Annotated in this window: 19 protein-coding genes; 9 read left to right on the top strand and 10 right to left on the bottom strand. The window is 61.7% G+C overall.

Annotated elements, in window-relative coordinates:
* The 6 genes from hisB to hisE all read left to right on the top strand — a co-directional run bounded on the left by hisB (window position 1) and on the right by hisE (window position 4134).
* The gene (hisB, locus tag DMP06_RS02115; protein ID WP_123208102.1) at window positions 1-612 is read left to right on the top strand and encodes an imidazoleglycerol-phosphate dehydratase HisB; all 612 of its coding nucleotides are present in this window, start codon (window positions 1-3) and stop codon (window positions 610-612) included.
* A 228-nt stretch (window positions 613-840) separates the two neighbouring features.
* Window positions 841-1593: an imidazole glycerol phosphate synthase subunit HisH gene (locus DMP06_RS02110; protein WP_123208101.1), complete on the top strand. Its 753-nt coding sequence runs from the start codon at window positions 841-843 to the stop codon at window positions 1591-1593.
* Window positions 1590-2477, top strand: coding sequence for a 1-(5-phosphoribosyl)-5-[(5-phosphoribosylamino)methylideneamino]imidazole-4-carboxamide isomerase (locus DMP06_RS02105; protein WP_123208100.1), 888 nt, complete (start codon window positions 1590-1592; stop codon window positions 2475-2477). Before DMP06_RS02110 ends, DMP06_RS02105 begins: the two co-directional genes overlap by 4 nt.
* A 1-nt stretch (window position 2478) precedes the next feature.
* Window positions 2479-3261, top strand: a complete 783-nt coding sequence (gene hisF, locus DMP06_RS02100) for an imidazole glycerol phosphate synthase subunit HisF (protein ID WP_123208099.1) — start codon at window positions 2479-2481, stop codon at window positions 3259-3261.
* A 31-nt stretch (window positions 3262-3292) separates the two neighbouring features.
* Window positions 3293-3613: a phosphoribosyl-AMP cyclohydrolase gene (hisI, locus tag DMP06_RS02095; protein WP_123208098.1), complete on the top strand. Its 321-nt coding sequence runs from the start codon at window positions 3293-3295 to the stop codon at window positions 3611-3613.
* Window positions 3614-3795: 182 nt separating this feature from the next.
* The gene (gene hisE / locus DMP06_RS02090) at window positions 3796-4134 is read left to right on the top strand and encodes a phosphoribosyl-ATP diphosphatase (RefSeq protein ID WP_245962330.1); all 339 of its coding nucleotides are present in this window, start codon (window positions 3796-3798) and stop codon (window positions 4132-4134) included.
* A gap of 792 nt (window positions 4135-4926) precedes the next feature.
* Here the strand turns inward: hisE and DMP06_RS02085 are convergent.
* A complete protein-coding gene (locus DMP06_RS02085; protein WP_123208097.1) occupies window positions 4927-5730 on the bottom strand; it encodes a histidinol-phosphatase HisJ family protein in 804 nt (267 codons plus the stop codon).
* Window positions 5731-5967: 237 nt separating this feature from the next.
* Window positions 5968-6876, bottom strand: a complete 909-nt coding sequence (locus DMP06_RS02080) for an alpha/beta hydrolase (RefSeq protein ID WP_161957796.1) — start codon at window positions 6874-6876, stop codon at window positions 5968-5970.
* Window positions 6877-7466: 590 nt separating this feature from the next.
* Here DMP06_RS02080 and DMP06_RS02070 point away from each other — a divergent pair.
* The gene (locus DMP06_RS02070; RefSeq protein WP_245962329.1) at window positions 7467-7907 is read left to right on the top strand and encodes an acyl-CoA thioesterase; all 441 of its coding nucleotides are present in this window, start codon (window positions 7467-7469) and stop codon (window positions 7905-7907) included.
* Window positions 7908-8264: 357 nt separating this feature from the next.
* On the opposite strand, the gene DMP06_RS02065 is transcribed toward DMP06_RS02070, so the two are convergent.
* The 3 genes from DMP06_RS02065 to DMP06_RS02055 form a co-directional block, all read right to left on the bottom strand.
* On the bottom strand, window positions 8265-9638 hold the full coding sequence (locus tag DMP06_RS02065) for an aldehyde dehydrogenase (RefSeq protein WP_123208093.1): 1374 nt from the start codon (window positions 9636-9638) through the stop codon (window positions 8265-8267).
* Window positions 9639-9879: 241 nt separating this feature from the next.
* The gene (locus DMP06_RS02060) at window positions 9880-11100 is read right to left on the bottom strand and encodes an iron-containing alcohol dehydrogenase (protein ID WP_123208092.1); all 1221 of its coding nucleotides are present in this window, start codon (window positions 11098-11100) and stop codon (window positions 9880-9882) included.
* A gap of 403 nt (window positions 11101-11503) precedes the next feature.
* A complete protein-coding gene (locus tag DMP06_RS02055) occupies window positions 11504-13024 on the bottom strand; it encodes an ATP-binding cassette domain-containing protein (RefSeq protein WP_123208091.1) in 1521 nt (506 codons plus the stop codon).
* 697 nt (window positions 13025-13721) lie between these two features.
* On the opposite strand from DMP06_RS02055, the gene DMP06_RS11300 reads away from it, so the two are divergent.
* On the top strand, window positions 13722-13994 hold the full coding sequence (locus DMP06_RS11300) for a hypothetical protein (RefSeq protein ID WP_148042478.1): 273 nt from the start codon (window positions 13722-13724) through the stop codon (window positions 13992-13994).
* A 365-nt stretch (window positions 13995-14359) separates the two neighbouring features.
* Here DMP06_RS11300 and DMP06_RS02045 read toward each other — a convergent pair whose 3' ends face one another.
* Both DMP06_RS02045 and DMP06_RS11295 read right to left on the bottom strand, forming a co-directional pair.
* Window positions 14360-15130, bottom strand: coding sequence for a transglycosylase domain-containing protein (locus tag DMP06_RS02045; RefSeq protein WP_123208089.1), 771 nt, complete (start codon window positions 15128-15130; stop codon window positions 14360-14362).
* A gap of 353 nt (window positions 15131-15483) precedes the next feature.
* A complete protein-coding gene (locus DMP06_RS11295) occupies window positions 15484-15921 on the bottom strand; it encodes a hypothetical protein (protein WP_148042477.1) in 438 nt (145 codons plus the stop codon).
* A gap of 237 nt (window positions 15922-16158) precedes the next feature.
* Here DMP06_RS11295 and DMP06_RS02040 point away from each other — a divergent pair, with 237 nt between their 5' ends.
* On the top strand, window positions 16159-17991 hold the full coding sequence (locus tag DMP06_RS02040; protein ID WP_181443013.1) for an ABC-F family ATP-binding cassette domain-containing protein: 1833 nt from the start codon (window positions 16159-16161) through the stop codon (window positions 17989-17991).
* Window positions 17992-17998: 7 nt separating this feature from the next.
* Here DMP06_RS02040 and DMP06_RS02035 read toward each other — a convergent pair whose 3' ends face one another.
* The 3 genes from DMP06_RS02035 to DMP06_RS02025 all read right to left on the bottom strand — a co-directional run bounded on the left by DMP06_RS02035 (window position 17999) and on the right by DMP06_RS02025 (window position 22850).
* Window positions 17999-19039: a hypothetical protein gene (locus tag DMP06_RS02035; protein ID WP_123208087.1), complete on the bottom strand. Its 1041-nt coding sequence runs from the start codon at window positions 19037-19039 to the stop codon at window positions 17999-18001.
* A 27-nt stretch (window positions 19040-19066) separates the two neighbouring features.
* Window positions 19067-19477: a hypothetical protein gene (locus DMP06_RS02030; RefSeq protein WP_123208086.1), complete on the bottom strand. Its 411-nt coding sequence runs from the start codon at window positions 19475-19477 to the stop codon at window positions 19067-19069.
* Window positions 19478-19577: 100 nt separating this feature from the next.
* A complete protein-coding gene (locus DMP06_RS02025) occupies window positions 19578-22850 on the bottom strand; it encodes a protein kinase domain-containing protein (RefSeq protein WP_123208085.1) in 3273 nt (1090 codons plus the stop codon).
* Between the last annotated feature and the right edge of the window lie 201 nt (window positions 22851-23051).

The raw sequence follows: 23051 nt of genomic DNA, 5'->3' as shown, positions 1-23051 counted from the left end.
ATGGAAACACGCAATCAGGGCGCGGGCCGTGTTGCCGATTGCCTGCGAGATACCAACGAGACCACCATTCGCGTGCGGTTGAATCTGGATGACGACGGCATGCGCGATGTGGATACGGGCATCGGGTTTTTCGACCACATGCTGGATGCGTTCGCGCGGCACGGCAAGTTCGGGCTGGATGCGGACGTGCTTGAGGGTGACCGCCAGGTGGACGGCCATCACACCGTGGAGGACACGGGCATCGTGCTGGGCCAGGCGTTCGCGCGGGCGCTGGGCGACAAGGCGGGCATCAGGCGGTTCGGCCATGCATTCGTACCGATGGATGAGGCGCTGGTGATGGCGGCGGTGGATATCTCTGGGCGTGGTCAGGCGTTTTACGAGGTAAAGCCCACCTCCGAGTGGGTGGGCGCATTCGACACGCAGCTTGCCAAGGAGTTTTTCATCGCCTTTGCCCGTGAGGCGGGTGTGACGTTGCACGTGCGCCTGATCTACGGCGAGAACTCGCACCATATCATCGAGGCGGCCTTCAAGGCGGTGGGTCGCGCGATGCGCGAAGCTGTGGAGATGGACCCGCGGGAGTCGGGAATCCCTTCTACCAAGGGTGTGTTGTGAGTTTCGCTGTTCTACCGAACAGCGAAAGACTCGACGCTGCGAGTTAATCTGACGGCCGGCGTTCTCTCGGACGCGGAAGACGGGGAGTTGATATGCCGCCGGCATATCAACTGTTTGGGACACGGCGCGGCACGAAGGCCGCTTGGCCCCAAGCGGGGCAACTTGACTCGTCAGATTAGCTCTCGCTGACTTTTCGGAGACCTGATTGTTTTTGGTATCGGAGGACGAATGTCGTATGCACCTACCATAGCGGTGGTCGATTACCACAAGGGCAACCTTTCCAGCGTGGCGCGGGGACTGGCGCGCGCCGGGGCGCAGGCGCTGGTGACCGATGACCCGGCGCAGATCGCCGCGGCCGACGGCATCGTGCTGCCGGGCGTGGGCGCGTTCTATGACGCCATCGCTTTCATGCGCGAAAGCGGCCAAGACCGTGCGGTTGTGGGAGCGGTGGCCGCCGGCGCCGGTACGCCGTTTCTTGGCATCTGTTTAGGCATGCAGCTTCTGTTCGAGCGCGGCGACGAGAACGTGCCGGAGGGCGCGCCGCTTGCCCAATCGGCCGACGAGCACGGCGGCGGCCTTGAGCCGGGAGATGTGTTTGAGGTGCAGGGCAAGCGCTGGGTGCGCGGCCTGGGCGTTTTGCCCGGATCGTGCACGCTTCTGCCCGGGCGCCGCGTGAAGGTGCCGCACGTGGGCTGGGATCAACTCCATAAAACAGCCGTCGGCGCCGCATGCCCGTTGCTCGAGGGCGTGGCTGAGGGCGTGAACGTGTACTTCACGCACTCCTTCGCGCTTGATGCGGATGTCCAGGAGCGTGATATTGCGGCCAAGACGTTCTACGCGCGCGAGTTCGCCTCGGTGGTGCAGCGCGGCAATGTGTTCGGCTGCCAGTTCCATCCGGAGAAATCCTCCGCGCACGGGCTCGAGATCCTGCGCAACTTCGTACATATCGTGGAGACGCATGTGGAAGGGGGCGCGCGATGATTCTGTTCCCGGCGATCGATCTGGTTGCGGGCAAGGTGGTGCGCCTTGAGCGTGGCGACCGCTCGCGTATGAAGGTGTATTCGGATGATCCGGCGGCTGTGGCGCGCGAGTTCGTGGCGCAGGGCGCGCAGTGGATTCATGTGGTGGATCTTTCCGCCGCCTTCGAGGAAGACGCCAAGGCCCGCGCGGCGAACGATGAGGCCATCCGTGCGATATGCCAGGTGGAAGGCATGCGGGTTGACGTGGGCGGCGGCGTGCGCACGCTTGCGCGCATTCAGGAGCTTGCCGATTTGGGCTGCGCGCGCATTGCGCTGGGCACGGCGCTGGTGCGCGATCCTGAGTTTGCCCGTGCGGCCGCGGCGGAGTTCGGCGAGCTTTTGGTGGCCGACGTGGCGGCGCGCGATGGCCAGGTGAAAGTGAACGGGTGGCGCGAGGGTGTGGCGCGCAGCCTGGAAGACGTGGTGGGCGAGCTCGCCGCGCTGGGCTTCAGGCACCTGGTGTTCACCGATATCGCGCGCGACGGAATGCAAACCGGCGTGGACGTGCGAGCGTATGCCCAGGTGGCACGCCTGGCGGGTTTCCCCGTGGTGGCAAGCGGCGGCGTTTCCGCGCTCGACGACATCCGCGCTCTTGCGGCGCTGGGGCCAGAGATTGTGGAGGGCGCCATAACGGGCCGGGCGCTTTACGAGGGCGCGTTCGCGCTGGCTGACGCGTTGGCGGCGGCGCAGGGTGGCGCGGGCGAGGGGCCTGCTCGTGATTCGGGCGAGGCCGCTGCGGCTGGCGGAGCTCCGACTTCAGAATCTGCTGCCGCAATCGAAGGCGCCACGAGCGGCGGAGCCTCCGTTGATGCCGCTTTTTCCGCGGGCGAAAGGGAGGGGAAGTGACATGCTCACCAAACGCGTTATTCCCTGCCTCGACGTCAAAGACGGGCGCGTGGTCAAGGGCGTGAATTTCGTGGGGTTGCGCGATGCGGGCGATCCCGTTGAACTTGCCGCGGCGTACGACCGCGCGGGCGCCGATGAGGTGGTGTTCCTTGACATCACGGCCACAAGCGACAATCGCGGTACCACCATCGACATGGCGTCGCATGCTTCCGAGGAGCTTTCCATCCCGTACACCGTGGGCGGCGGTTTCCGCGACTTGGCGGGGATGCGGGCCATGGTGGCAGCGGGCGCCGACAAGGTGTCGCTCAATTCGGCTGCGGTGAAGGATCCGGCGCTCATCACGCTTGCGGCATCGGCGTTCGGCACGCAGGCCGTGGTGTGCGCCATCGACGCCAAGCGCGTAGGCGAGCCGGGTGCGCCCGGTGCCGACCGGTGGGAGGTTTATGTGGCGGGCGGCCGCGTGGCCACGGGCCTCGATGCCGTTGAATGGGCGCGCGAGGCGGCTCGCCGAGGGGCGGGCGAAATCTTGCTTACGAGCATGGATCGCGACGGCACCAAGGACGGCTTCGATTTGGCGCTCACCCGCGCGGTGGCGCGCGCCGTGCCCATCCCGGTCATCGCGTCAGGCGGCGTGGGAACGCTCGAGCACTTCGCCGAAGGCATCATCGAGGGCGAGGCCGATGCGGTGTTGGCGGCGAGCGTGTTCCACTTCGGCACATTCAGCATCCGCCAGGTGAAAGAGTATATGGCATCGCAGGGGATTCCCGTGCGTCTGGATTTCTAATTGCGGCCACGCCGGTTTAGGAAGGAATCGCATGAATATAGACGAGCTGACCTTCGACGAGCGAGGGCTTATTCCCGCCATCGTGCAGCAGCACGACACCGGCGAGGTGCTGATGATGGCGTGGATGAGCGCAGAGTCGCTGCGGCTCACGTTCGAGACGGGCACCACGTGGTTCTGGTCGCGCTCGCGCCAGGAGCTATGGAACAAAGGAGCCACCAGCGGAAACATGCAGCGCGTGGTCGCCGTGGCGGCCGATTGCGACGCGGACTGCCTGCTGGTGCGGGTGGATTCGCCGGGGCCCGCATGCCACACGGGCGCGCGCAGCTGCTTTTTCAACGAGCTTGCAAAGTAGGGCGCTCGTATCGTCTGTGGAGTGCTATCGGCCGTTACGGCGTCGTGCATCTGCCGCGCGAGGAATGGGAAGGCGGCAGGCGCGCGGCTGGCTTGACGTGCTATCGGCCGTTACAGCGTCGTGCATCTGCTGTCCACCGTCTTGGTTCGATTGGGCAACGGCAAGAGGTGCGGCGTCATGGCGTGGATAAGGAGAATGTGACCATGGGAGAGAGAACCGCCAACGTGCAGCCGGGCAATATCGGCGAGACCATCACGGGATTGGCGCAGGTCATCGCTGCGCGCCGCGACGCGAGCCCCGAGAAAAGCTACACCGCACGCCTTCTGCAGGGCGGCGAGGATTATGTGCTCAAGAAGGTGTGCGAAGAGGCGGTCGAGGTGGCGCTTGCGTGCAAAGACAACGATCACGACCATATTCGATACGAGGCTGCCGACTTGGTGTATCACCTGATGGTGGTCCTCGAGCGCTACGGCGTGGGCATCGATGAGCTGGCCGGCGAGTTGGACGCGCGCAGACATTGATTTCTCGAGTAAGCGCAGGTCTAGTTCATTGAGCTCACGAAGTTACTGGAGAGCTGGGTGCGCGCCGGCATTGTTTTTTCTGGAAGCGCGTCATAGCGTCTCGCGCTCAAGCTGGCTCACTACCGTTCAATCTGCTCGACCCCATACGGATCAAACAGCACTCACGAGGTCATTCGCGCGTGTCATGGCGTCTCGCGCTCAAGCTGGCAGACCATCGTTTAAGCCGTCCGGCTACCTTTCAAGTTACCCGACTGCCGTCCAAACCGGCGACTGCCCACTGCCCGACTGCTAGAGTTCAATACTCGTTTTATTCGAAGTCGCTTGACGAATGGGTCGAGTATTGAACGATTCTTGATTCATTACGAACGTCCCGTTGATTTCTCAAACGTAAAAACACCAGGTCACGCAATTTGTGAATTCGTAAATCGGGTTCGAGATGCGCTATGGGAGTTCAATACTCGAGCTATTCGACAATCGACTTTATTTAGGTTGAGTATTGAACTCGTATGTGCCCGAGACGGACATTATGCCATGCGCTGGGCGACAGAGGCAGGCGCCACGTCGCTCAATGTGCGTCCGAGATGGGCATTGCGCTCTGCGTTGCGCGATTGGGACGGTCGTCGTGCTCGCGTTGTGCGATCGAAGCGGACGTCGTGTCTTGCATTGGGCGCCTGCGGAGGACATTGCGGATCGTGTTGCGCGATCGGGGCGAGCATTGCGCGATTGATTGGGGCATTACGCGACCGGGGCGAGCATTCCACCTCGCGCTGGGCGCTTGCTTGGACAGGATTTCTAGTCAGCGAGTGCGACAGTGCGCCAATCGCCGTCGATGGTGGGCGCATCGATGCTGCGGTAGCCGATGCGGGCGGCATGGGCATAGGCGTCGGCGATGCGAAAGCCCATGGAGGATGACTCGTGCGAATCCGACCCTACGGTAAGCGGTACGTCTGCCTGGCAGAACCGGCGCAGCAGCCCTTCGGCGGGATAGTAGTCGCCCAGGTTCTTTCGCAGCGCGGCAGTGGAAAGCTCCACATGCACGCCCGCTTCGCGCGCCGCTTCTGCCATGCGGTCCCATAGGGGCTCAAGGGCGATGGTGGGCGTGTGGCCTGCTGGGCCCATCAGGCGCGGAAGATCGGGGTGGGCCATGGAGTCGAAGCGCGCGGAGCTAAAGCATGCCTCGCACCAGGATTCCGCATAGCGCTCCCATACGCCGTCTGCGCCCCATTCTTCCCAGGCGCGCATGTCTTCGTCCCAGTCGATGGCGTATTCGTCGAGGTAGTGGATGGAGCCGAGCAGGAACGTGGCCCCGCCTCGTGCGGCGGCGATATCGGCCTCGCAGCCGGGATACCAATCAGCCTCGAACCCGTAGATGATTTCGAGCCGGGGAAACTCCTCGCGCACGTGGCGAATCTCGGCGGCATATTCGTCGAGGCGCGACTCGTCGATCGCGCAGTCCATGTAGACAGGGTGCGCCAGGTGATCGGTGCATGCGACGGTCGAGAGGCCGGCGGCGACGGCGGCGCGCATGTTTTGCCTGAACGTGGACTTTCCGTCTGAGAACAACGTATGGGTGTGGCAATCAACAAGCTGAGGCATGGGCTTCCTTCGCGGCTCGTCGGGGCATGGGCGTCTTTCGTGTCCGGTCTGATAAAACGTGCTGACGCGGGCGCGATCAACTGCGCTTCATGCGTCGCGGGCATTTTCCCAAATGATAGCCTTGAGCGAGCGTCGAACGGGCGCTAAATGTCAGAAGTGACGAGCATTTTACATGTGCAAGATGCGCGTCACTTCGGGGTGATGGCTTTCGCATGGCGCTCTGCGCGGGTTTTGGGGCTATGCGTTGGGGTTCTGCGCAAGCTCATAGGAGTCGCCTTGGGAGAGCACGGCAGATTCGTCGTTCTCAAGAGGCTTGTTGTCGGGTGAGACGAACGCCGCTATCGCGTCGGCTGTTTCCTTCCGCTGCTCTTCGGCAGATATTTCCGCCCCCCCATCGCCTGCCTGCGGGCCATAGGCGCCAAATCCTGCATGGTTGCCGCCTTCAATGGCGAGGGTTGTCGAGACGCTGGATAGGTTGACGGCGTTTTTCTCCATGCTCTCGCGGTTCAGGACCAAATCATTCGTGCCATAAACCTGCAGTACCTGAAGATGTGTGTCCGAGAGGTCGGTGGCAGCATATGATGCAAGGAGGATTACGCCTTCGAGCTCGTCGGCGTGATTGGCGGCGAACTGAGACGCCGCGACGCCTCCGAGCGAATGCCCGCCGACCCACCATGTTTGGACCTCGGGATGATCGGCCATCACCGCTTGAGCGGCGTCGATATCGAAGAATGCAAGATTGAACGGAGCCTTGATTATGGCGCAAAGCATTCCGCGCTCGGCGAGGTCTACGACGAGGGGCACGTATGCGTGCGGATCCACCTTGGCGCCGGGGTAGAGCACGATGCCGACCCTGGCGGGTGTTTGGACTGCGGAATCGTCCGGATGCGCCGCCGCTTCGCCCGCTGCATCTTCAGCGCTATCCTGCTCGTCCGATGCGTTTTCTACGGCATCCGTAGCGTTCGCCGCGTCGGCGTTGTTGTCCGGAGCGCCAACCGCGTCCGTCCCGTCACCCGGAGCGTTCGCTGCATCCTCCGTGCCGTCCGGTGAGCTTACGGCGATGTAGCGGTCGTTCTCGACGACAGAAAGACCGCTGCTTGCGGGCAGGTATGTCTCGGTTTCAGAGGCGTGGTAATAATCGGACACGTACAGAGCGAATCCGCCAGCGCAAAGGGCTAAGGCAACGACAATGCCGATGGCGAGCCTTTTCGGCCACCGTCTGCGCTGCTTCTTTGCGCCTCGTGCGCCGGTGCTTGTTGATTTTGGTCGCTCAAAAGCTGGCATATGGCTCTCCTGAGTCCATCGTATGACGGTTGGTTTATCGGGTTGCGCGCAAAGCAAATCGATGGCGTTGGCCTTATTGGGGCAGTAGCCTTCGGTTGGCCTATCGGGTTGCGCGCAAAGCAAATTGTACTCGCTTGGAGCAGTGGGGCGGGTCGTTTGATTGGGTTCTCGGCGAGCTTACGGCCAGCGCGTTCGGGCTATCGCGTTCTCGATTCCCTCCAGATCGGTAGGCGCGTTTTGATTTAGCAGTTTTATGCTTGCCTCGCATCCTGCAACTCGAGAAAGAACCGGTGGCATTCGTAGAGTTGATGTCTTGTACGGAGGCTCGCGCAATGAAATTCGTGGCGTTTTGGATTCGACTCCGTGGCGAATGCTATCATCGAGCATGTATCACACGAGCAAAACGAACGGCGAGAAGCCGGCGCAATCGTAACGGCATCGCGGGAGGGAGCATGATGGTAGGAGAGACCAGGATTAAGGTTCGATATGCCGAAACCGACAAGATGGGCGTGGTGTATCACGCGAATTACCTGCTGTATTTCGAGGAGGCGCGCACGGCGTTTCTTGAAAAGCTCGGATTTCCTTATGCCAAGCTCGAAGAGGCGGGCTTTATGAGTCCTGTGCTGGACGTGCAGCTTTCATATGGCGAATCGCTCACCTATGGCGATGTTGCCGTAGTGCGTGCAAAGGTGACCAAAGTGACGCCCGTCAAAACGACGTATACCTATGAGGTGTATAAAGAGGGGCAGACACCGGGTGTTGACAGGCCGTGCGTAACGGGTGCGTCGGTGCATTGCTTGGTGCGCTCCGACGATTTCAGACCGGTAAGCCAAAAGAAAGTGGCGCCCGATTTGTACGAAGCGTATCAAAAGGCATGCGAGACTGAAGAGTAGATGGCGCGAGTAGGGGCGCTTCGCGCAGCGAATTCCCTTATCGACCAGGATATCCTACGGGGATTATCGTTCATGTAAGTGCCTTCGGGGGAAATGCCTCCGGAGGCACTTTGTGTAGCGTATGCCGACCGCTCGCTGTCCATATGGCTTCGTGAGCCGACTCGTAAGGCCACGCGGCAAATAAAACGATTTATGAACTTCTTGTACAACAAAAGGTGCACGCCGGTCAAGTTGCACGTGACGGACGCCCTTTTTCATCCTTAATGATGGGCGGGTGTTTCCATTGACGGGCGTCTGCGCAGAAGAAGATCCCAATGGAAGGGGGCATTGCGGCAGAAGCCCCCTTCTCGGTCGCCTTTATCGCAAAAACATTCTGATGGCTTTGTCCTTCCAATCGGCGAAGGGCTGATAACGCATGGGCAAATCCAGCCAGTTCGCCTTTTTCAGGATGGATTTCTCGTGGCTGAACGTCTTGAAGCTTCTAATGCCGTGGTAGCTTCCCATGCCCGAGTTGCCTACGCCGCCAAAGCCCATGTTGGGCGTAGAGAGGTGAACGATGGTGTCGTTTATGCATCCGCCGCCGAAGGGCACGTGGCGCAGGAAACGCTCCTGCAGCGTGGAGCTGTTCGTAAACAGATACAGCGCGAGCGGTTTGGGGCGTTCTTTGATGAAGGCCTCGGCTTCCTCGACGGTTTTGTAGGTGATAACGGGCATCACGGGCCCAAAGATCTCCTCACCCATAACGGCGTCGTCGGCCGTCACACTATCGAGAACGGTGGGCTCGATGCGCAGCTCGTCTTCGCGGCCGGCGCCGCCTGCCGCTACCTTGGCGGGATCGATGAGTCCCATGATGCGCTCGTAATGTTTGCGGTTGATGATTTTGCCATAGTCCGGGTTGTCCAGCGGCTTCTCGCCGAACATGGCGGTGATCTGCTCTTTCACCAAATCGACGAAGCGGTCGTGCACCTTTTCGTCCACCAGAATATAGTCAGGTGCCACGCATGTCTGTCCGCAGTTGAGGTACTTGCCGAATACCACGCGTGCCGCGGCGACCTTGAGGTTCGCGTCGGCGGCGATGACGCAGGGGCTTTTGCCGCCAAGCTCGAGCGTGATGGGCGTGAGGTTGGCCGATGCCTTTTCCATGACCAAACGCCCAACGGTGACGCCTCCGGTGAAGAAGATGTAGTCAAAGCGCTGGTCAAGCAAGGCGGTGTTTTCGGCACGCCCGCCTTCGACCACTTTTACGTGGCCGTCGTCGAATGCGGCTTCGACGACGTGGCGAATGGCGGTGCTTGTGGCGGGGGAGTAGGCGCTGGGCTTGAGCACGCAGCAGTTGCCGGCGGCGATTGCGCCAGCCAGGGGTTCCATGGTGAGCATGAACGGATAGTTCCACGGGCTCATGATAAGCGTGACGCCGTAGGGCTCGGCAACGGTGAATCCGCGCGAGGGAAAGTTGGCAAGCCCTACCCATGCCCCGTGACGTTTTGCCCAGCCGCGCACGTGTTTGATTTGGTAGCGCAGTTCGGCAAGCGTGAGGCCAACTTCGCACATATAGCTCTCGGTTGGGGATTTACCCAGGTCTTCCTTGAGGGCGGCGTTGATTTCGTCCTCGTGGTCGAGGATGGCGCGCTCCAGGCGGCGCAACGCCGAGATGCGGGCTTCGACGGGGATGGTGGCGCCGGTGGCGAAATACGCGCGCTGCTCGGCGACGATTTGTTCGATATCGGTCATGGCGGTCCTTTCGGAATGATGTTGTGTTCCGACGCGGTGGTTCCGGCGATGGGACTGGGATGATGGACAAGGGGAAGGGTTCAGGTCCGGGCGCATGGGAGGGCTGCTAGGAATCACTCGGCTTTCTCACTTATTCTTTTTAGTGGCTGGAAAGCCTAGTGAGGCGCATAGCCCTCGAAGAGGGCGGTAGCCGAACGTGTGTTCCTTGCTGCCCTCCCATGCGCCCGGACCGGCGGGGTCGCTACGCCATCACGAGGCGGTACATTTTCTCTAGCTCGTGGGCGTCCATCAGCTTGGGCACGGGGTAGAGCGGGTTGCTCTCCGCATCGGCGCGGGCTGCCATCATGGGTATGTCCTCTTCGCGGATCCCTTCGAGTTTGGTAGGAATGTCCATTGTCTTATTCATCTGCTTCACCCAGCCGATGAACGCACGGGCGCAGGTTTCGTCATCGGCATCTCGTACATCGTCTCCCAGCATCTCGGTTGCGACGCCGCTTTCGCGGGCGAGGCGCGCGAGCTTCGCCTGGGCGGCCTCTCCGTATTCCTCCAGGAAATACGGCAAGAGCACCGCATTGGCGAGGCCGTGCGCGATGCCGTACTGACCTCCCAGCGAGTGCGCCACGCCGTGCACGTAGCCCACATAGGACTTGGTGAACGCGAGGCCTGCCGCATAGGCGGCACGCAGCATGCCCTCGCGTGCCTCGGCGTCTTGGCCGTTCTCGTATGCTCGGCGCAGGTAACGGCGGATGAGCGTGGTGGCCTCGATGGCGCGGGCGCGCGTGTCGGCGGTGGTGGAGCGGCCGATGAACGCCTCCACCGCGTGCACGAGCGCGTCCATGCCGGTGGTGGAGGTCACGTGCTTGGGCAGGCCCAGCGTGGTGCGGTAGTCCAGCACCGCGTAGTGGGGGATGAGGCTAAAATCATTGATGGGGTATTTGTAGTGCGTGGCGTCGTCGGTGATGACGGCGGCCAGCGTGGTTTCCGACCCGGTGCCGGCGGTGGTGGGCACGGCGATGAACAGCGGCAGGCGGTGCAGGATTTTCAGCAGGCCGCGCATCTTGGATACAGGCTTGTTGGGGCGCACGATGCGCGCTCCCATGGCCTTCGCGCAGTCCATGGCGCTGCCGCCGCCGAACGCGATGATGGCGTCGCAGCCTTCGTCAAGGTACTGCGTCCGCGCCGCCTCTACGTTGGACACGGTGGGGTTGGGCACCACGTCGGCGAACACGCGATACTCGATGCCGTGCGCTTCAAGGGACCTCTTGAGTTCGGAGGTGAGACCGAGCTTTTCGATCGTGGCATCGGTCACGACGAGCGGGCGCTTTATGCCTTTGTCGGCGAGCAGCGCGGCGGCGTCTTCGAACGAAGCCAGCGGCTCGGGCTCGCGATAGGGGAGCACGGGCAATGCGATGCGGAAACAGGTCTGGTAGATGCGGCAATACGCTTTGCGAACAGGGTTCATGGGGCGACTTTCTTCACGGGTTATTAATGCTTAGTCATTCTATTATTTAGACAACCAAAGTAAAATCCACGAAACGGGAGCTTCGTAGAACATACATGCGAAAAGACGCCGAGCAGCTCTTTCGCCGCGCCTTCGATCCGTTACCTTCTCTCGCGGCGTCGCCTGCGGCCATCGATAGTTAGCACGTCATTTTGACGCTGAAAATGACCTATAGAAGGCAGATCAACCTCAAAATGACGTGCCAAGGCGCAAAGGCAGGACCGATGGGGCAGGACTGATGGGGGCCGGACCGATGGGACAGGACCGATGGGGTCTCGGACCGATGGGGCCGGACCGACGGGGTCGAATCGATGGGGCCTCAGACCGATGGCGGAATCGGTGCCGTTGGTGAGCTTGGGGCTGCCTATAGGAGGCGGCATTCCGTACGCGATGGACCGGGGACAAGCTCGAGGATCCGCGTGCAGCAAGCGGTGAGAAAGGCGTCGTCGTGGCTCACCAGCACAAGTGCTCCGGGGAACGCCGCAAGCGCGCGTTCGAGCGCCTCGACCGAATGTATGTCAAGGTGGTTGGTGGGCTCGTCCATCACGATGAGCTCGGGCGAGGTCAGGATGCCGCGCGCGAGCATCAGTTTGCGCAGTTCGCCAGAGCTTACGACGTCGCCTGCAAGGATGCGGTCGGGGCTCGAATCAAGCTGCGCCACAATGGAGAGCAGCTTGCCTCGCTCGGCTTGAGGCATCGATTGCACGTCGGCGAGAATGGCGCGGGCTTCTGTCTCATCGATCTCTTGCGGCATGAAGAGCGTGCGCGTGCCGACACCGGCTGCCTCACGCCGGGAGAGCAGCGCCATGACGTGGCGCAAAAGCGTTGACTTGCCTGCTCCGTTTGGCCCGCGTATTCCCAGGTGGTCGATGCTGCCCAGAAACAAGTCAGGCAGTTTCAGCGTGCGGTTGGGGCCGCAGGGGATCTCGCCTGGCTCTAGATGAAGCAATGTTTTGCGCGGGCTGGGAACGGACTCCAGCCATAGATCGCCCTCGTAGCGTTTTTCGACGTGAAGCGAAGAGGTTGCGGCTTGTGCTCGGCTGACGCGCGCCTCCATGCGGGTGGCGAGTTTGCCCGCCACGCCGTCTTTTCCAGTGAAGATGGCGAGTTGGATGCGCCCTTTGCCGTCATGGTCTTTCGGATCGAGGTGTCGGGCGCTTCGTTTCGCCGCTGCGCGCGAGGCCTCTTCTGCCCGTTTGACGTATTCCGCCCGAAGACGCTTCTCCTCCGATTTTGCGACAGCGCGAGCATGGGCGGTGCTCTCTCGCTCGAGCTCCGCCTGCGCATGCGCCTGCGAATACGTGCCCGGGCGCATGACCGCGCGTCCCGCCTCGAAGCAAAGGCAGCGAGCGACCAAGACGTCAAGCAGCGTGCGGTCGTGGGACACAAGCAGGCCTATGCCTTTGTAGCTCGCAAGCGCGATACGGATCTGCTCGCGGCAGGCGGCGTCCACGTGATTGGTGGGTTCGTCGATGACCAAGAGTTCGGGTTTGCTCCATAAGGCGACAGCAACCTGGATCTTCTTCTGCTCGCCGCCTGAGAGCTCCGCAAAGCGCCACGGCATGTCGTCATCTATGTTGAGCATGCGGCGCAAGCGTGCGGCATCGGGGGAGTAGTCGCAGGCGAAATCGTAGAGCATGTCGGGCTCGAGCCCTGCGTCCTGCGCGCAGAAGGCGAACGTGAGGCGCGGCGTCACGATTCCTGCGTCGGGCGCGATAAGTCCGCACGCAATTCGTGCGAGGGTGGATTTGCCGCAGCCGTTGTCGCCTACGATGCCGGTCCAGCCGGAGCAGAACGTTGCCGAGACATCGTTGAGCGCTGCCGTGGGCGAATCGGGGTATGAGTAGGTGATATGCGAAAGCGTGAGCGTTTGACTTTTTGACATGGTGCCTCCGATCAAGACGGGAGGCTGTGCGATGCGGCTGAGTCGTCAGACCGGGGCGTGCCGGGTTTGTCCGAAAAGCGGGATAGCGGGGGGCGTCAGACGGCGGGGCCGAGCCCAACTGGCCGGATCCGGACAGGTCACGAAAAGGGCGAAGCTCGGACGAATCGTGACTCAAAAGTCAAACGGCTAGGATTTCGGAGACGATGCAACCGCGCACAGCCATATATGCCGCATGCGCGGCGTAGCAGGGCCGGGCGCAATCTGCGCAAGGCTGCGCCATAATGCGGCGAGCCGAATGGGACGCATCGTCTAGAACTTCACCGAACCTTGACCTTTCTCGAGGCGCAAGCTTGGCATATGGGCTCGCGCAAACCAATCTGCCGGGGAGTGTATCAAAGGACGGCCCCTGGAAACAAGCGAGGCGCAAGAATTCGGTGAGAAATCGGCAAGGTTTCGAAGAGAAAAGGAGTGGAGTTGCCGCATTGCAAGAGTGCGAACCTAGGGGTTTATCGCAAGGTCTGACCCACGGTCGTCGACTGAATCTGCCAGTTTTTGAGCCAAAAGCAAAGAAGCTGGCGGGAAGGTTTCGGCAAGCTTATCAAGCTACGATAAAACGCGTATCGCACATGAAATCGATGGATGAATCGTACATTTCGTCTTATAATTAAGTAAGACGAAATTCGCGGAGGTGAATTTCGTGGATAGGGTGGAAGTTAATCCTCGTATTGCAAGACGGCATCCAGAGATCCGCGCCGATGATGTCCTTCATGCATGGCGCAATGCGATTATGCTCGTTGAGCGTAGTGCAGATGAGGCTCCGGATTCTCTTCTGGTTGCCGTTGGCTTTGATTCGAGAGGAAGGCTGTTGGAAATGGTGGCCGTTTCGACCGGTATCGATTCAGTTCACGTGTTTCATGCGATGACGCCTCCCTCGAAAAAGACCATGAAAGAGATGAGATGGGTCAGGTGAGAGAATGGGCGTCAAAACGAAAAATGGCGTGGTACTATCCGATGAGCAGTTGGAGCACATCGCTGAGCGGTTTGAACACGGGGAATGGCCCGAGGGGGAAACTCGCATTGTTCGCGGAAGGCCTCATCTTTTTGGGGAGGCGCTCAAATCCATTACCTATAAAGATACGGCAAGTGAGATTGCCGCAATGGATGCTCGGGCGGCTAGTCTGGGTTTGAGCAGGTCTGAGTATCTTCGTGCTCTGGTGCGTAGGGATTTGGCAGGCATGGCTTGATTTTGAGTCTTAGATTGCGAGCGAGAAAGACTCTCATTGGCTCCGCCAGCCGTCATCATGGAGGGGCTGGCGTCGTCTGAAAATCCGAAGGCTAAGCATCGATCTCGCAGGGATTGACGGCGATCGTATCGGCTTGCCCTTGCGTGAGGGCGCCGTATTTCACCATGGCGCGCAGCACTTGCATTTGGCGCTGGCGAGCGAGTTCAGGGTTTTCTGTGGGAGCGTAGGCACTGGGCGCATTGGGAATTCCGGCCATGAGCGTCGCTTCGCAATCGGTCATTTCGGACGCATGCTTCCCCAGGTATCCTTCGCACGCCGCGCCGATGCCCTCGTATCCGTCTCCGAAATAGATGGAGTTCACATACAATTCCAAGATCTCGCTTTTGGAAAGCTTCGATTCGATATCGAACGCCATAAACACCTCTGCCACCTTGCGCTCGATGACCTGCTCCTGCGTAAAGAATTCGTTTTTGGCTAGCTGTTGGGTGATGGTCGATCCGCCTTCGACGATTTCGCCTGCGCGGATGTCGTTTACGAGAGCGCGTCCGGTGGCAAGCGCATCAAAGCCGGGGTGCTGCCAAAAACGGTGGTCCTCAACGGCCACCACGGCGTTGGTGTAGATGGTCGGAAGCTGATCGAGCGTCACGTATTCGGCCTTAGAGCGAATGTTCTCTGCCATCTGTTCGACGCTTTTTTCTTGCGATGCGTGAGCGTAAAGCGCCCATCCGCGTACGCCGAAATATGCGGCCGCTCCGGCGCAGGCGAGCAGCACGAGGATAAGCGCCCATTTCACGATGCGCCCGAAGACGCTGCCGGCCGTTCTTTTGCGTGATATATCGTTGGTATACACGGGCTTTCTCATGGCTGCCCCCTTTCGAAAAAGCATTGGTTCAAGGGCGGATGCGCTGCGGGTGGCGGCGACGCGAATCGGCGGGTAGGGAAGCGCTCTGCCTGCCAAATCACTCGGGTTGGTGCCGCGGTTTGCGGTCCCAGCGGCATCGCCCGCAGCGTTTGGCGTATGGCGCCGTGGTCATCTGCGTCGGCATCGTCCGCAGCGTTTGGACGGGTGCGCGCTGACATCTCAGTCGGTGCCACCCGTAACGTTCGCCCATACTCTGTATACAGCACGGCGCTTGCGGGGCGTTGACGGGCAGGTTTCAGCACGGTGACGCTTTGTGACGGTTTGGTCACGGCGCGCCTCAGGCGGGGATGTTCCTACAAGTGTTGCAACGGGTTTTGCGGACATTTCTGCAGCCGCCTCATCGGCATGCGCCCGGTGGTCGGCGGCGTCACCGCCGCCTCATCGGCATGCGCCCGGTAGAAAAATCGCGTTATCTGCGAACTTTCCGGGGTCATTTCCAAAAACAGCGTTATATGTGGGAGCGCATCGGCCTTTGAAGAGGTTTCGTGGATGGAAGCACGATTCTGACCTGGGGGTTTACAGATCGGCCATGATCTTGATCCGGGTTTTCGGCGGATCAGGCTCCGTTTGCTCGCGCAAATAACGCTGTTTTTATACCGCGCCCCTCGAAACGTAGCAGATAACGCGTTTTTTATACCGGCATCGGCGCAGGCAGCATTGGCGCAGGAAGCATCGGCGCAGGCAGCGTTGCGTAGGCGGCATTGACGCAGTCGGCGTTGTGCGAGCGACATTGACGCCGGAGGCCTTGATGCCTGCGGCATTGAGGAGGTCCGTCATTCTGGCGCCGACCCTCCGTTCGGGGAGGCGCTTTCAACGCCGAAATAACGGGATAGGGTCTGAAGTTTGCGGATGGGTTTGCGCAAGGCTCTATAATGGATGGGTTTCACGACGGCAATACATGAGTGTTCATGTCGGCGCGCTACTTTCCGCGCGTCTCGCATGCGAGAGAAGGAACATACGTGGCGTTTATGTTTGGGTGCGAAGGCGCCTGTTTGGAATATCCGACCAAGAAGGTTTTGGACGAAGTGACCCTTGGGGTCCACGAGGGCGACCGCATTGGTATCGTGGGCCAGAACGGCGACGGCAAATCCACCCTTTTGGGCGTGCTCGCCGACACCGTGGAGCTCGAAGGGGGCCTCGTGCGCCGCACGCGGGGCCTGACCGTGGGGCTTTTAGGGCAGATGGATTCGCTCGCCGACGACGAGACGGTGGAGCGCGCCGTGGTGGGCGATATGCCCGAATATCTGTGGGCGGGCGATGCGCGCATCCGCGAGATCATAGCCGCGCTCATCGCCGATATTCCGTGGGATGCGCAGGTGGGCACGCTGTCGGGCGGCCAGCGCCGTCGCGTCGACCTCACTCGTCTGCTCATCGGCGACTGGGACGTTCTCATGCTCGACGAGCCCACGAACCATCTGGATATGCGCGCGATCGCGTGGCTCGCGCGCCATCTTTCGTCGCGCTGGCCCAAGGGTCAGGGCGCGCTTCTCGTGGTTACCCACGACAGATGGTTTCTCGACGAGGTGGCTACGAGCATGTGGGAGGTCCATGACGGTCGGGTCGACCCGTTCGAGGGAGGCTATTCCGCCTATATCCTGCAGCGCGTGGAGCGTGAGCGCGTGGCGCAGGTTGCCGAGCAGCGTCGCAAAAGCCTGGCCCGCAAAGAGCTCGCCTGGCTCTCGCGCGGGGCGAGGGCGCGTGCCACCAAGCCGAAGTTCCACATGGAGCGCGCCATTGAGCTCATCGAGGGCGAGCCGCCTGCGCGCAATACGCTCGAACTGCGTGCCACGGCCATGCAGCGCTTGGGCAAGCGCGTGGTGGAGCTTACGCGTGTGACCGAGAAATTCGGAGGGAAGACGGTTCTGGACGGCATCGACTGGATGATCGGGCCGGGCGACCGCTACGGCATCCTGGGAGAGAACGGCGCCGGTAAAACCACGCTGCTCAAAATCATCCAAGGCGCCATCCAGCCTACGTCGGGCTTTGTGAAAATAGGGAAAACGGTCAAATTCGCGGTGCTTTCGCAGCGTCTCGATGAGCTCGAGGAGATGGGGAAGTACCGTGTCACCGAGGTGCTTTCGCGCCACAAGGCGCGCGTGGTGGTAGACGGCAAAGAGACCACGCCCGCGAAGCTCCTCGAGCGTCTGGGCTTTTCCTCAAAGCACCTGTACACGCGTATCTGCGACCTCTCCGGCGGGCAAAAGCGCCGTCTGCAGCTGCTGCTCATCCTGCTGGAGGAGCCCAACGTGCTCATCCTCGACGAGCCCGGCAATGACCTGGACACCGACATGCTCGCCGTCCTGGAGGACCTGCTGGACACGTGGGCGGGCACGCTCGTGATGGTGACGCACGATCGCTATCTGATGGAGCGCGTGACCGACGACCAATTCGCGCTTATCGACGGCAAGCTGCGCCACGTGCCTCGTGGCGTTGACGAGTATCTGGAGCTGCTCGACGAGCGCGATGCCTCGGAACGTTCGTTTGCCGAAGTAACGGGGCAGACGAACGCGGATGGGGCGAATGGTTCCGCGCCGGGCGGCAAGGATGCCGCCGCCTCTGCCTCCCCGACGCTTTCAAACGCCGAGCTGCGCGAGCTCAAGAAGCGCCGCGGCAGCTTGGAGAAGCGCATCGCCACGGCGGGGAAGCGCGTGGACGAGAACCAGGCAGAGATGGCGGCCGCCGACCCCACCGATTTTGTCGAGCTTGGTCGCCTCCAGGGAGAGCTGATTGAGCTCAGGGCCGCCAAAGAGGCGCTCGAGGACGAATGGCTTGAGGTCGCCGACGCGCTAGGCGAGGTGTAGCCCTTCGCTAGCTTCGCGTGCTGCGATCATCGTTCTGTTCGGCGTCGGAGGAATCGGCCTGCAGCCCGCTATCCCGTTCCGGCGCTTCGTCGGCGTTGGCGTCTGTCAAGGGCGCAGGGGTGGCGTGGCTGGCTTCGTTTTGCGAGAGGTCGCAATCGGCTCCGTCGGGCTGCGCTTCATCCTGCCGCTCGGCGACAGTCTTATGCCGGCTGTCGGCCTCGAACGGATTGCTCGTCGGGCGCATGCTCTCATCGTCCCTCGTCGAGGGCCTCTCTTGCTCGCAGACGTCCTCTTTGCGGGTGCGATGCCATTTGAAAATAAGGTCGCCGAGCAGCTCGTCATCTTCGTCAGTCCATTCGTCCTCTTCCTCGTCTTCGGCGTTCAGAGCGGCGCCGATCTTCTTGAGCGCGATCGTTGTCAGATAGGCGATTCCTATCGCGAGGAGGATGATGCCGCTTGCCGCTGCCACCAAGGGCGAAAGGCACAGCCCCAAAGCGGCGAGCGGGCCGGGGTTGTTCTTGGTGAACGAGGCTATGAGCACGTAGACAACGACGCTCAAAACGATATAGGAAAGCTGCGCCGCCACACCCCAGTCATCTATGGAGATTCCCAGGTGGGAGATGATTTCCAGCGGAAGCCCAAGGTTGCTGGCCGACATGAGGCACCATGCGCACACGGCGCTGCCGAGCCAGTACAGCCCGAGAGACGTATCGCTCCAGCCGTTCCACGGGCGGCGCATCAGGCGCGCGAAATAAGGTTGGACGGCTGCGAGCATGCATACGATAAGGCCGATGAGGGCGAGGTCCATGAATCCGGGTATGTCGAGGGGCATATCGAATTCCAGCGCCTCCCAGCTCCATTGCCAATCCAGGTAGTCGAGAAGGCCCCTGAGAAACTGCCAACAGACAAAGAACGCGATTGCCGCCAGCACGACGGCCGCAACGCCCAGAACCTCGATTTCGGGACGCCCCTCGTCGTCATCGCGCCGATAGGAAGTCGAGACGTCCTGCTCCTCGCGGCCGTCGTCTATGGTGATGGGTTCGAACATGGTTTCTCCTTGCTACGCTTCGTTGGGCTATGCGGCGGCTTCATCCGTTGGTGCGGCGGTTTCGTCTGCCGTCGATTCTGCGGGATCCGATGCCGTATCGGCTGCGGGGTCGTTGCGCGCGTCGGTCTCTTCCGGCGTGGGCAGCGAAGCCTTCGAGGTGTCTATGGCGCCGGGCATGAAGGCCTCGAGCGGTCCTTTGAAGCAGTCGTCCCATAGCGTGGGGTCGATTTCGTATACGGCCTCGTAGAAGCCGGCATCGCTGTTGCTCGGGGTGTTCTGGATGGCATCGCGCACGTCGGAGAACGCCCCCGTTGCCGTGAGCGCTCCGATCAGCGCCACCATTGCCGCGATGACGAGGGGAACGATACGCGCTGCTAGCACGTCGCCTGCGAACGACACGGTTACAGGGGGCTCGTTGGTGGTGTTCTCGGAAGCCATGGCGGTTCAGTCCTTTCTCGAAAGCGGCCCATGGAATCGTTTTGCGGGACTATCGGGCAGAGCGTGCGCATCGATTGGTCCTGCGGCGCACGCCGATGCCTTAGTTGAAAATCGCATAGAGGATGCCGATGACCAGCATCAGGGCGAGAGCGAACAGCGCAATCGTCACGGCCAGCACGATCACGTAGGCCGCCACTACGCCCGCCGTGGGCGTCAGGCACATCGCGCAGGTGCCGGGAATGCCCTTGCTCCTGCTTGCCCAGCAGGCCGCGACGGCGAACGCCACGACGGCCGCGGCGAGGTAGATCCCCTGCACAACAGAGGGGTCGAAGTTCTGAAGGCCCAGCTCAATGGCGGCAGAGGCGGGAAGCCACGTCACGGTGAGCGCGAATATGCATACGGCCGAGAGCGCCGCTCCTGCCCAGAAGAGCACGGCGCAGGGGCCGCGTCGCACGCGCGAGGCGCCCTGCGTGTACGAATCGCAGGAGCGCAGGTGCGCGTCGATGTCCAGCGTGGAGGGCATCTGCGTTTCGCCGCGGACGAGCATCGAGGTCACCGCATCGAGGCCGGCGTTGATTTCCTGCGCCTCTTGGGCGACGCGCTCCGCGAGCTGCTCGGTGGCATTCCCCATGCTTCGTTCGCGTCCGAGGGTGGCGATGTCGGCGATGCGGTAGCTCATCGACGCGCATGCCGCCGCCAGAAAGCCCGCGAATGCGAGCACGCTCAGCGTCGAAGTGCTCGCCAAGGGCTCTGAGAGGAACCCGCCCATGTTGAACTCCAGGTTGCCAACGTGAAGAACCATGGTCAGATGGGGCCAGATCATGGCCAGTGCCAGGATGAAGAGCACGGTCAGGCCAACGGCCGCAATAGCCATGGGGGCGCGGCGGCCGTCAGAGGTTCGCGCTTCCGCCTGCTTCGCGGCTTCTTTGCGCAGGCGGTCTACCGCGTCGTTGGCCGCCTTGGTGGCCTTGGAGCGGAGTCCTTTCATGGGGGTGTTCACGTGGCTCGCCATCAGCGCTGCGGCGGCGATAGGGTTTGACGCCGAGGCGTTCGCCATTTCGCGCATGTAGCCGCGCGGCACAAGGTGCCCGTAAAAATTCGCCGTGAAATACGCATCGGCATTGCGCGCGAACACGTCCTCGTTCTCGCGCGTCAGACCGAGGCGCGCCATATAGGGGCTTTCGGCCATGTGCGCCTGCACATCGAGCACCGCATGCTCGGCCGAGGTCAAGGTGTCGAGCGCCTGCGCCACGGGGGCGTGCGAGCAATCTGGCACGGAGGTGGTTCTTGCGAGCAAATCGCGCGCGGTTTCGCTGCGCGCCTCGTAAAGCGCCGCATTGCGTGCCATCCAGGTCACGTGCCCCATGGGGCCGAATCGCGCATTGAACGCGCGCACGGCATCCTTATCGCCGCATGCTTCATCGAATAGAACCAGCAGGCGTCCGACGCGCGCCATGGTTCCGCCTTCGCCGAGCGTGCAATCGAACATCTCCGCCTGGGAGAACAGGCCGATGGCTGCCAGGAATCCTGCGAGCTCATGCATGATGGACGGATTGCCCATCAGCTCGTAGAAGGCCGCCGGCGAAGAGGAGATTCCCTCAAAGCATTCGTCGGCGGAGCACGCTCCGTGGAAATTGGCGGGCGTGTTCGAGAACTTCTGGCGGCAGAAGCTCAGCACGAACTCGGGCTGGCTTTTCACGTCGGATTCTACGGAACGCAGCACGTCTATCGCGGTGCCCTCGGCGTCGTTCTCCTGCGCCCAGCGCGACATCGCGCCCGAGGCGATAAACGCAAGCGCCCCTTCGTCGCCCATCGTTTCGGCGAATTCGGCAAACCCGTTGAGCTCGAAGGAGCGCCCCTTCCAGCGAAAGGCCGGTCCCGTCGGATCGATGAGCGCGATGGCGCGTGCCAGTCCCAGGTCATGGTTGGCAATGGTCGCCTTGTCCATCTCCACGATATCGTTGAGCGCCACGGCAAGGTCGGTTTCGCCTACGTTGCGGAAGTACTCCTCGAGGGCATGCGTGTACAGGTGGCGCTGGGCGCGCTGCCATTGCGAGCACAGCGCGCCGGCCAGCGACGCGCGGTCGAAGTATTCGGTTCCTTCGAACTGGTAGCCGCGATGCGTGCGCGGTCGCGCGGTGCCGTCGAGCACGGGGTCGGCATAATGGAATGCCGTGGGGTCCTCGCACCAGCGCACCACGTCGTCGTAACCTAGGCGCCCCGCTGCGAACGCGTAGGTGAGGCCGAATATCAGCTCGCCCAGGCTCTCGTGCGCCGGCTCCTTCGCGGCGAAGGAAACGGGGCGTCCGCCGGCGAGCACCGACGAGAGGTCATCGGCGTCGATAAGCGCCTGATGGGGGTGGTGTCCGCCGTTGTAGAGCGTCCAGATGGTGTAGCCCAGAGAATACCAGTCGTTCTCGCGCTGCACCACCGACGAGTGGGGCGAATAGCCCGGCGTGCGGCGGTCGATTTTGGTGGAGCCCGTGTCGCGTCCGGCGTCGAGCACGCTCGAGATGCCGTAGTCGCCCAGCACCAGGCTGCCGTCGAGCATATAGAGGTTTTTTGGCTTTACATCGCGATGCACGATGCGGTTCTCATGGAGCAGATGAAGGCCGCCTGCCGCCTGCGGAAGGATGAGCGTGCGGATCTCCTCGAAGGTCACATCGGTACGGTGGCCCAGCGACGGGTCGCAGATGGGCATGATGGCCACGTCGTAGAGGGTCTCGCCGATGCCTGCCACCTCGTCGCGCACCTGGCCTGTTGCATAGATGGGCATCAGGTGGGTTTGCGTGAAGTGTCGCTCGCGCAGGGGGTGCTCGGTCATAAGGCTGCGCAAAAACGACAGCACGGCGCTGCGATTCATGCGGTCCTTTGCGCTGCGGGGCGTCCAACTGATTTTGGCGGCGAACTGCGCGCCGCTTTCATCGGTCGCGCGCACCACGGTGCCCTGCGCTCCCGATCCCAGAACGTCGTCCGTGTGCAGCTGATAGGTTGCTCCGTCGGCGCTTACGAACGTGATGTCGGACCCCGAAAGGTATGGCGAATCGCCCATCTCGTCCACGGTTTCGGCGGGCATGTCGAGCGTTGTCGCGGCGTCGGATCGAGGCGGGCGCGTGGGGGCGAATGTGCTCGATGGGCCTCCGGTCACGCTGCTGCTCATATTGCTTCGGTTGGCGAAGCGGTTGCTCGTGCGACTTTTTTCGTCATTCAGACAGGTGTGTGCAAATGGCGCAGAAATCGCAGCGGGCGAATCGAGCAGCGTTTCGCCGGGCATGTTCATAAGCGTGTCGCCCGGCATGGTGAGCAGCGTTTCGTCCGGCATGTCGAGCAGCGTATCCGATGCCGTTCTGCGTGGCGTTCGGTCGATTGCCATCGTGATCCCCTTTCCCCTTGCCGCCCCGTCGGGCAGGGCATGGCTGCGGCGTCGTGCGTCATGTTCTGGCTACCGATTCTAAAAAACGAGCCTTTCGTGCTCATGTTTCGCCCTCTTTTGCGCAAAACCTCGGGCCTGAAGGTATCGGAGCAGGCGTCGAAGCACGGATGCGCCACGGCTGGCGCGTATGCCGATTGCAGT

Source organism: Slackia equolifaciens (assembly GCF_003725995.1).
Classification (GTDB): Bacteria; Actinomycetota; Coriobacteriia; order Coriobacteriales; family Eggerthellaceae; genus Slackia; species Slackia equolifaciens.
This window is presented reverse-complemented; position numbering and strand designations above follow the sequence as displayed.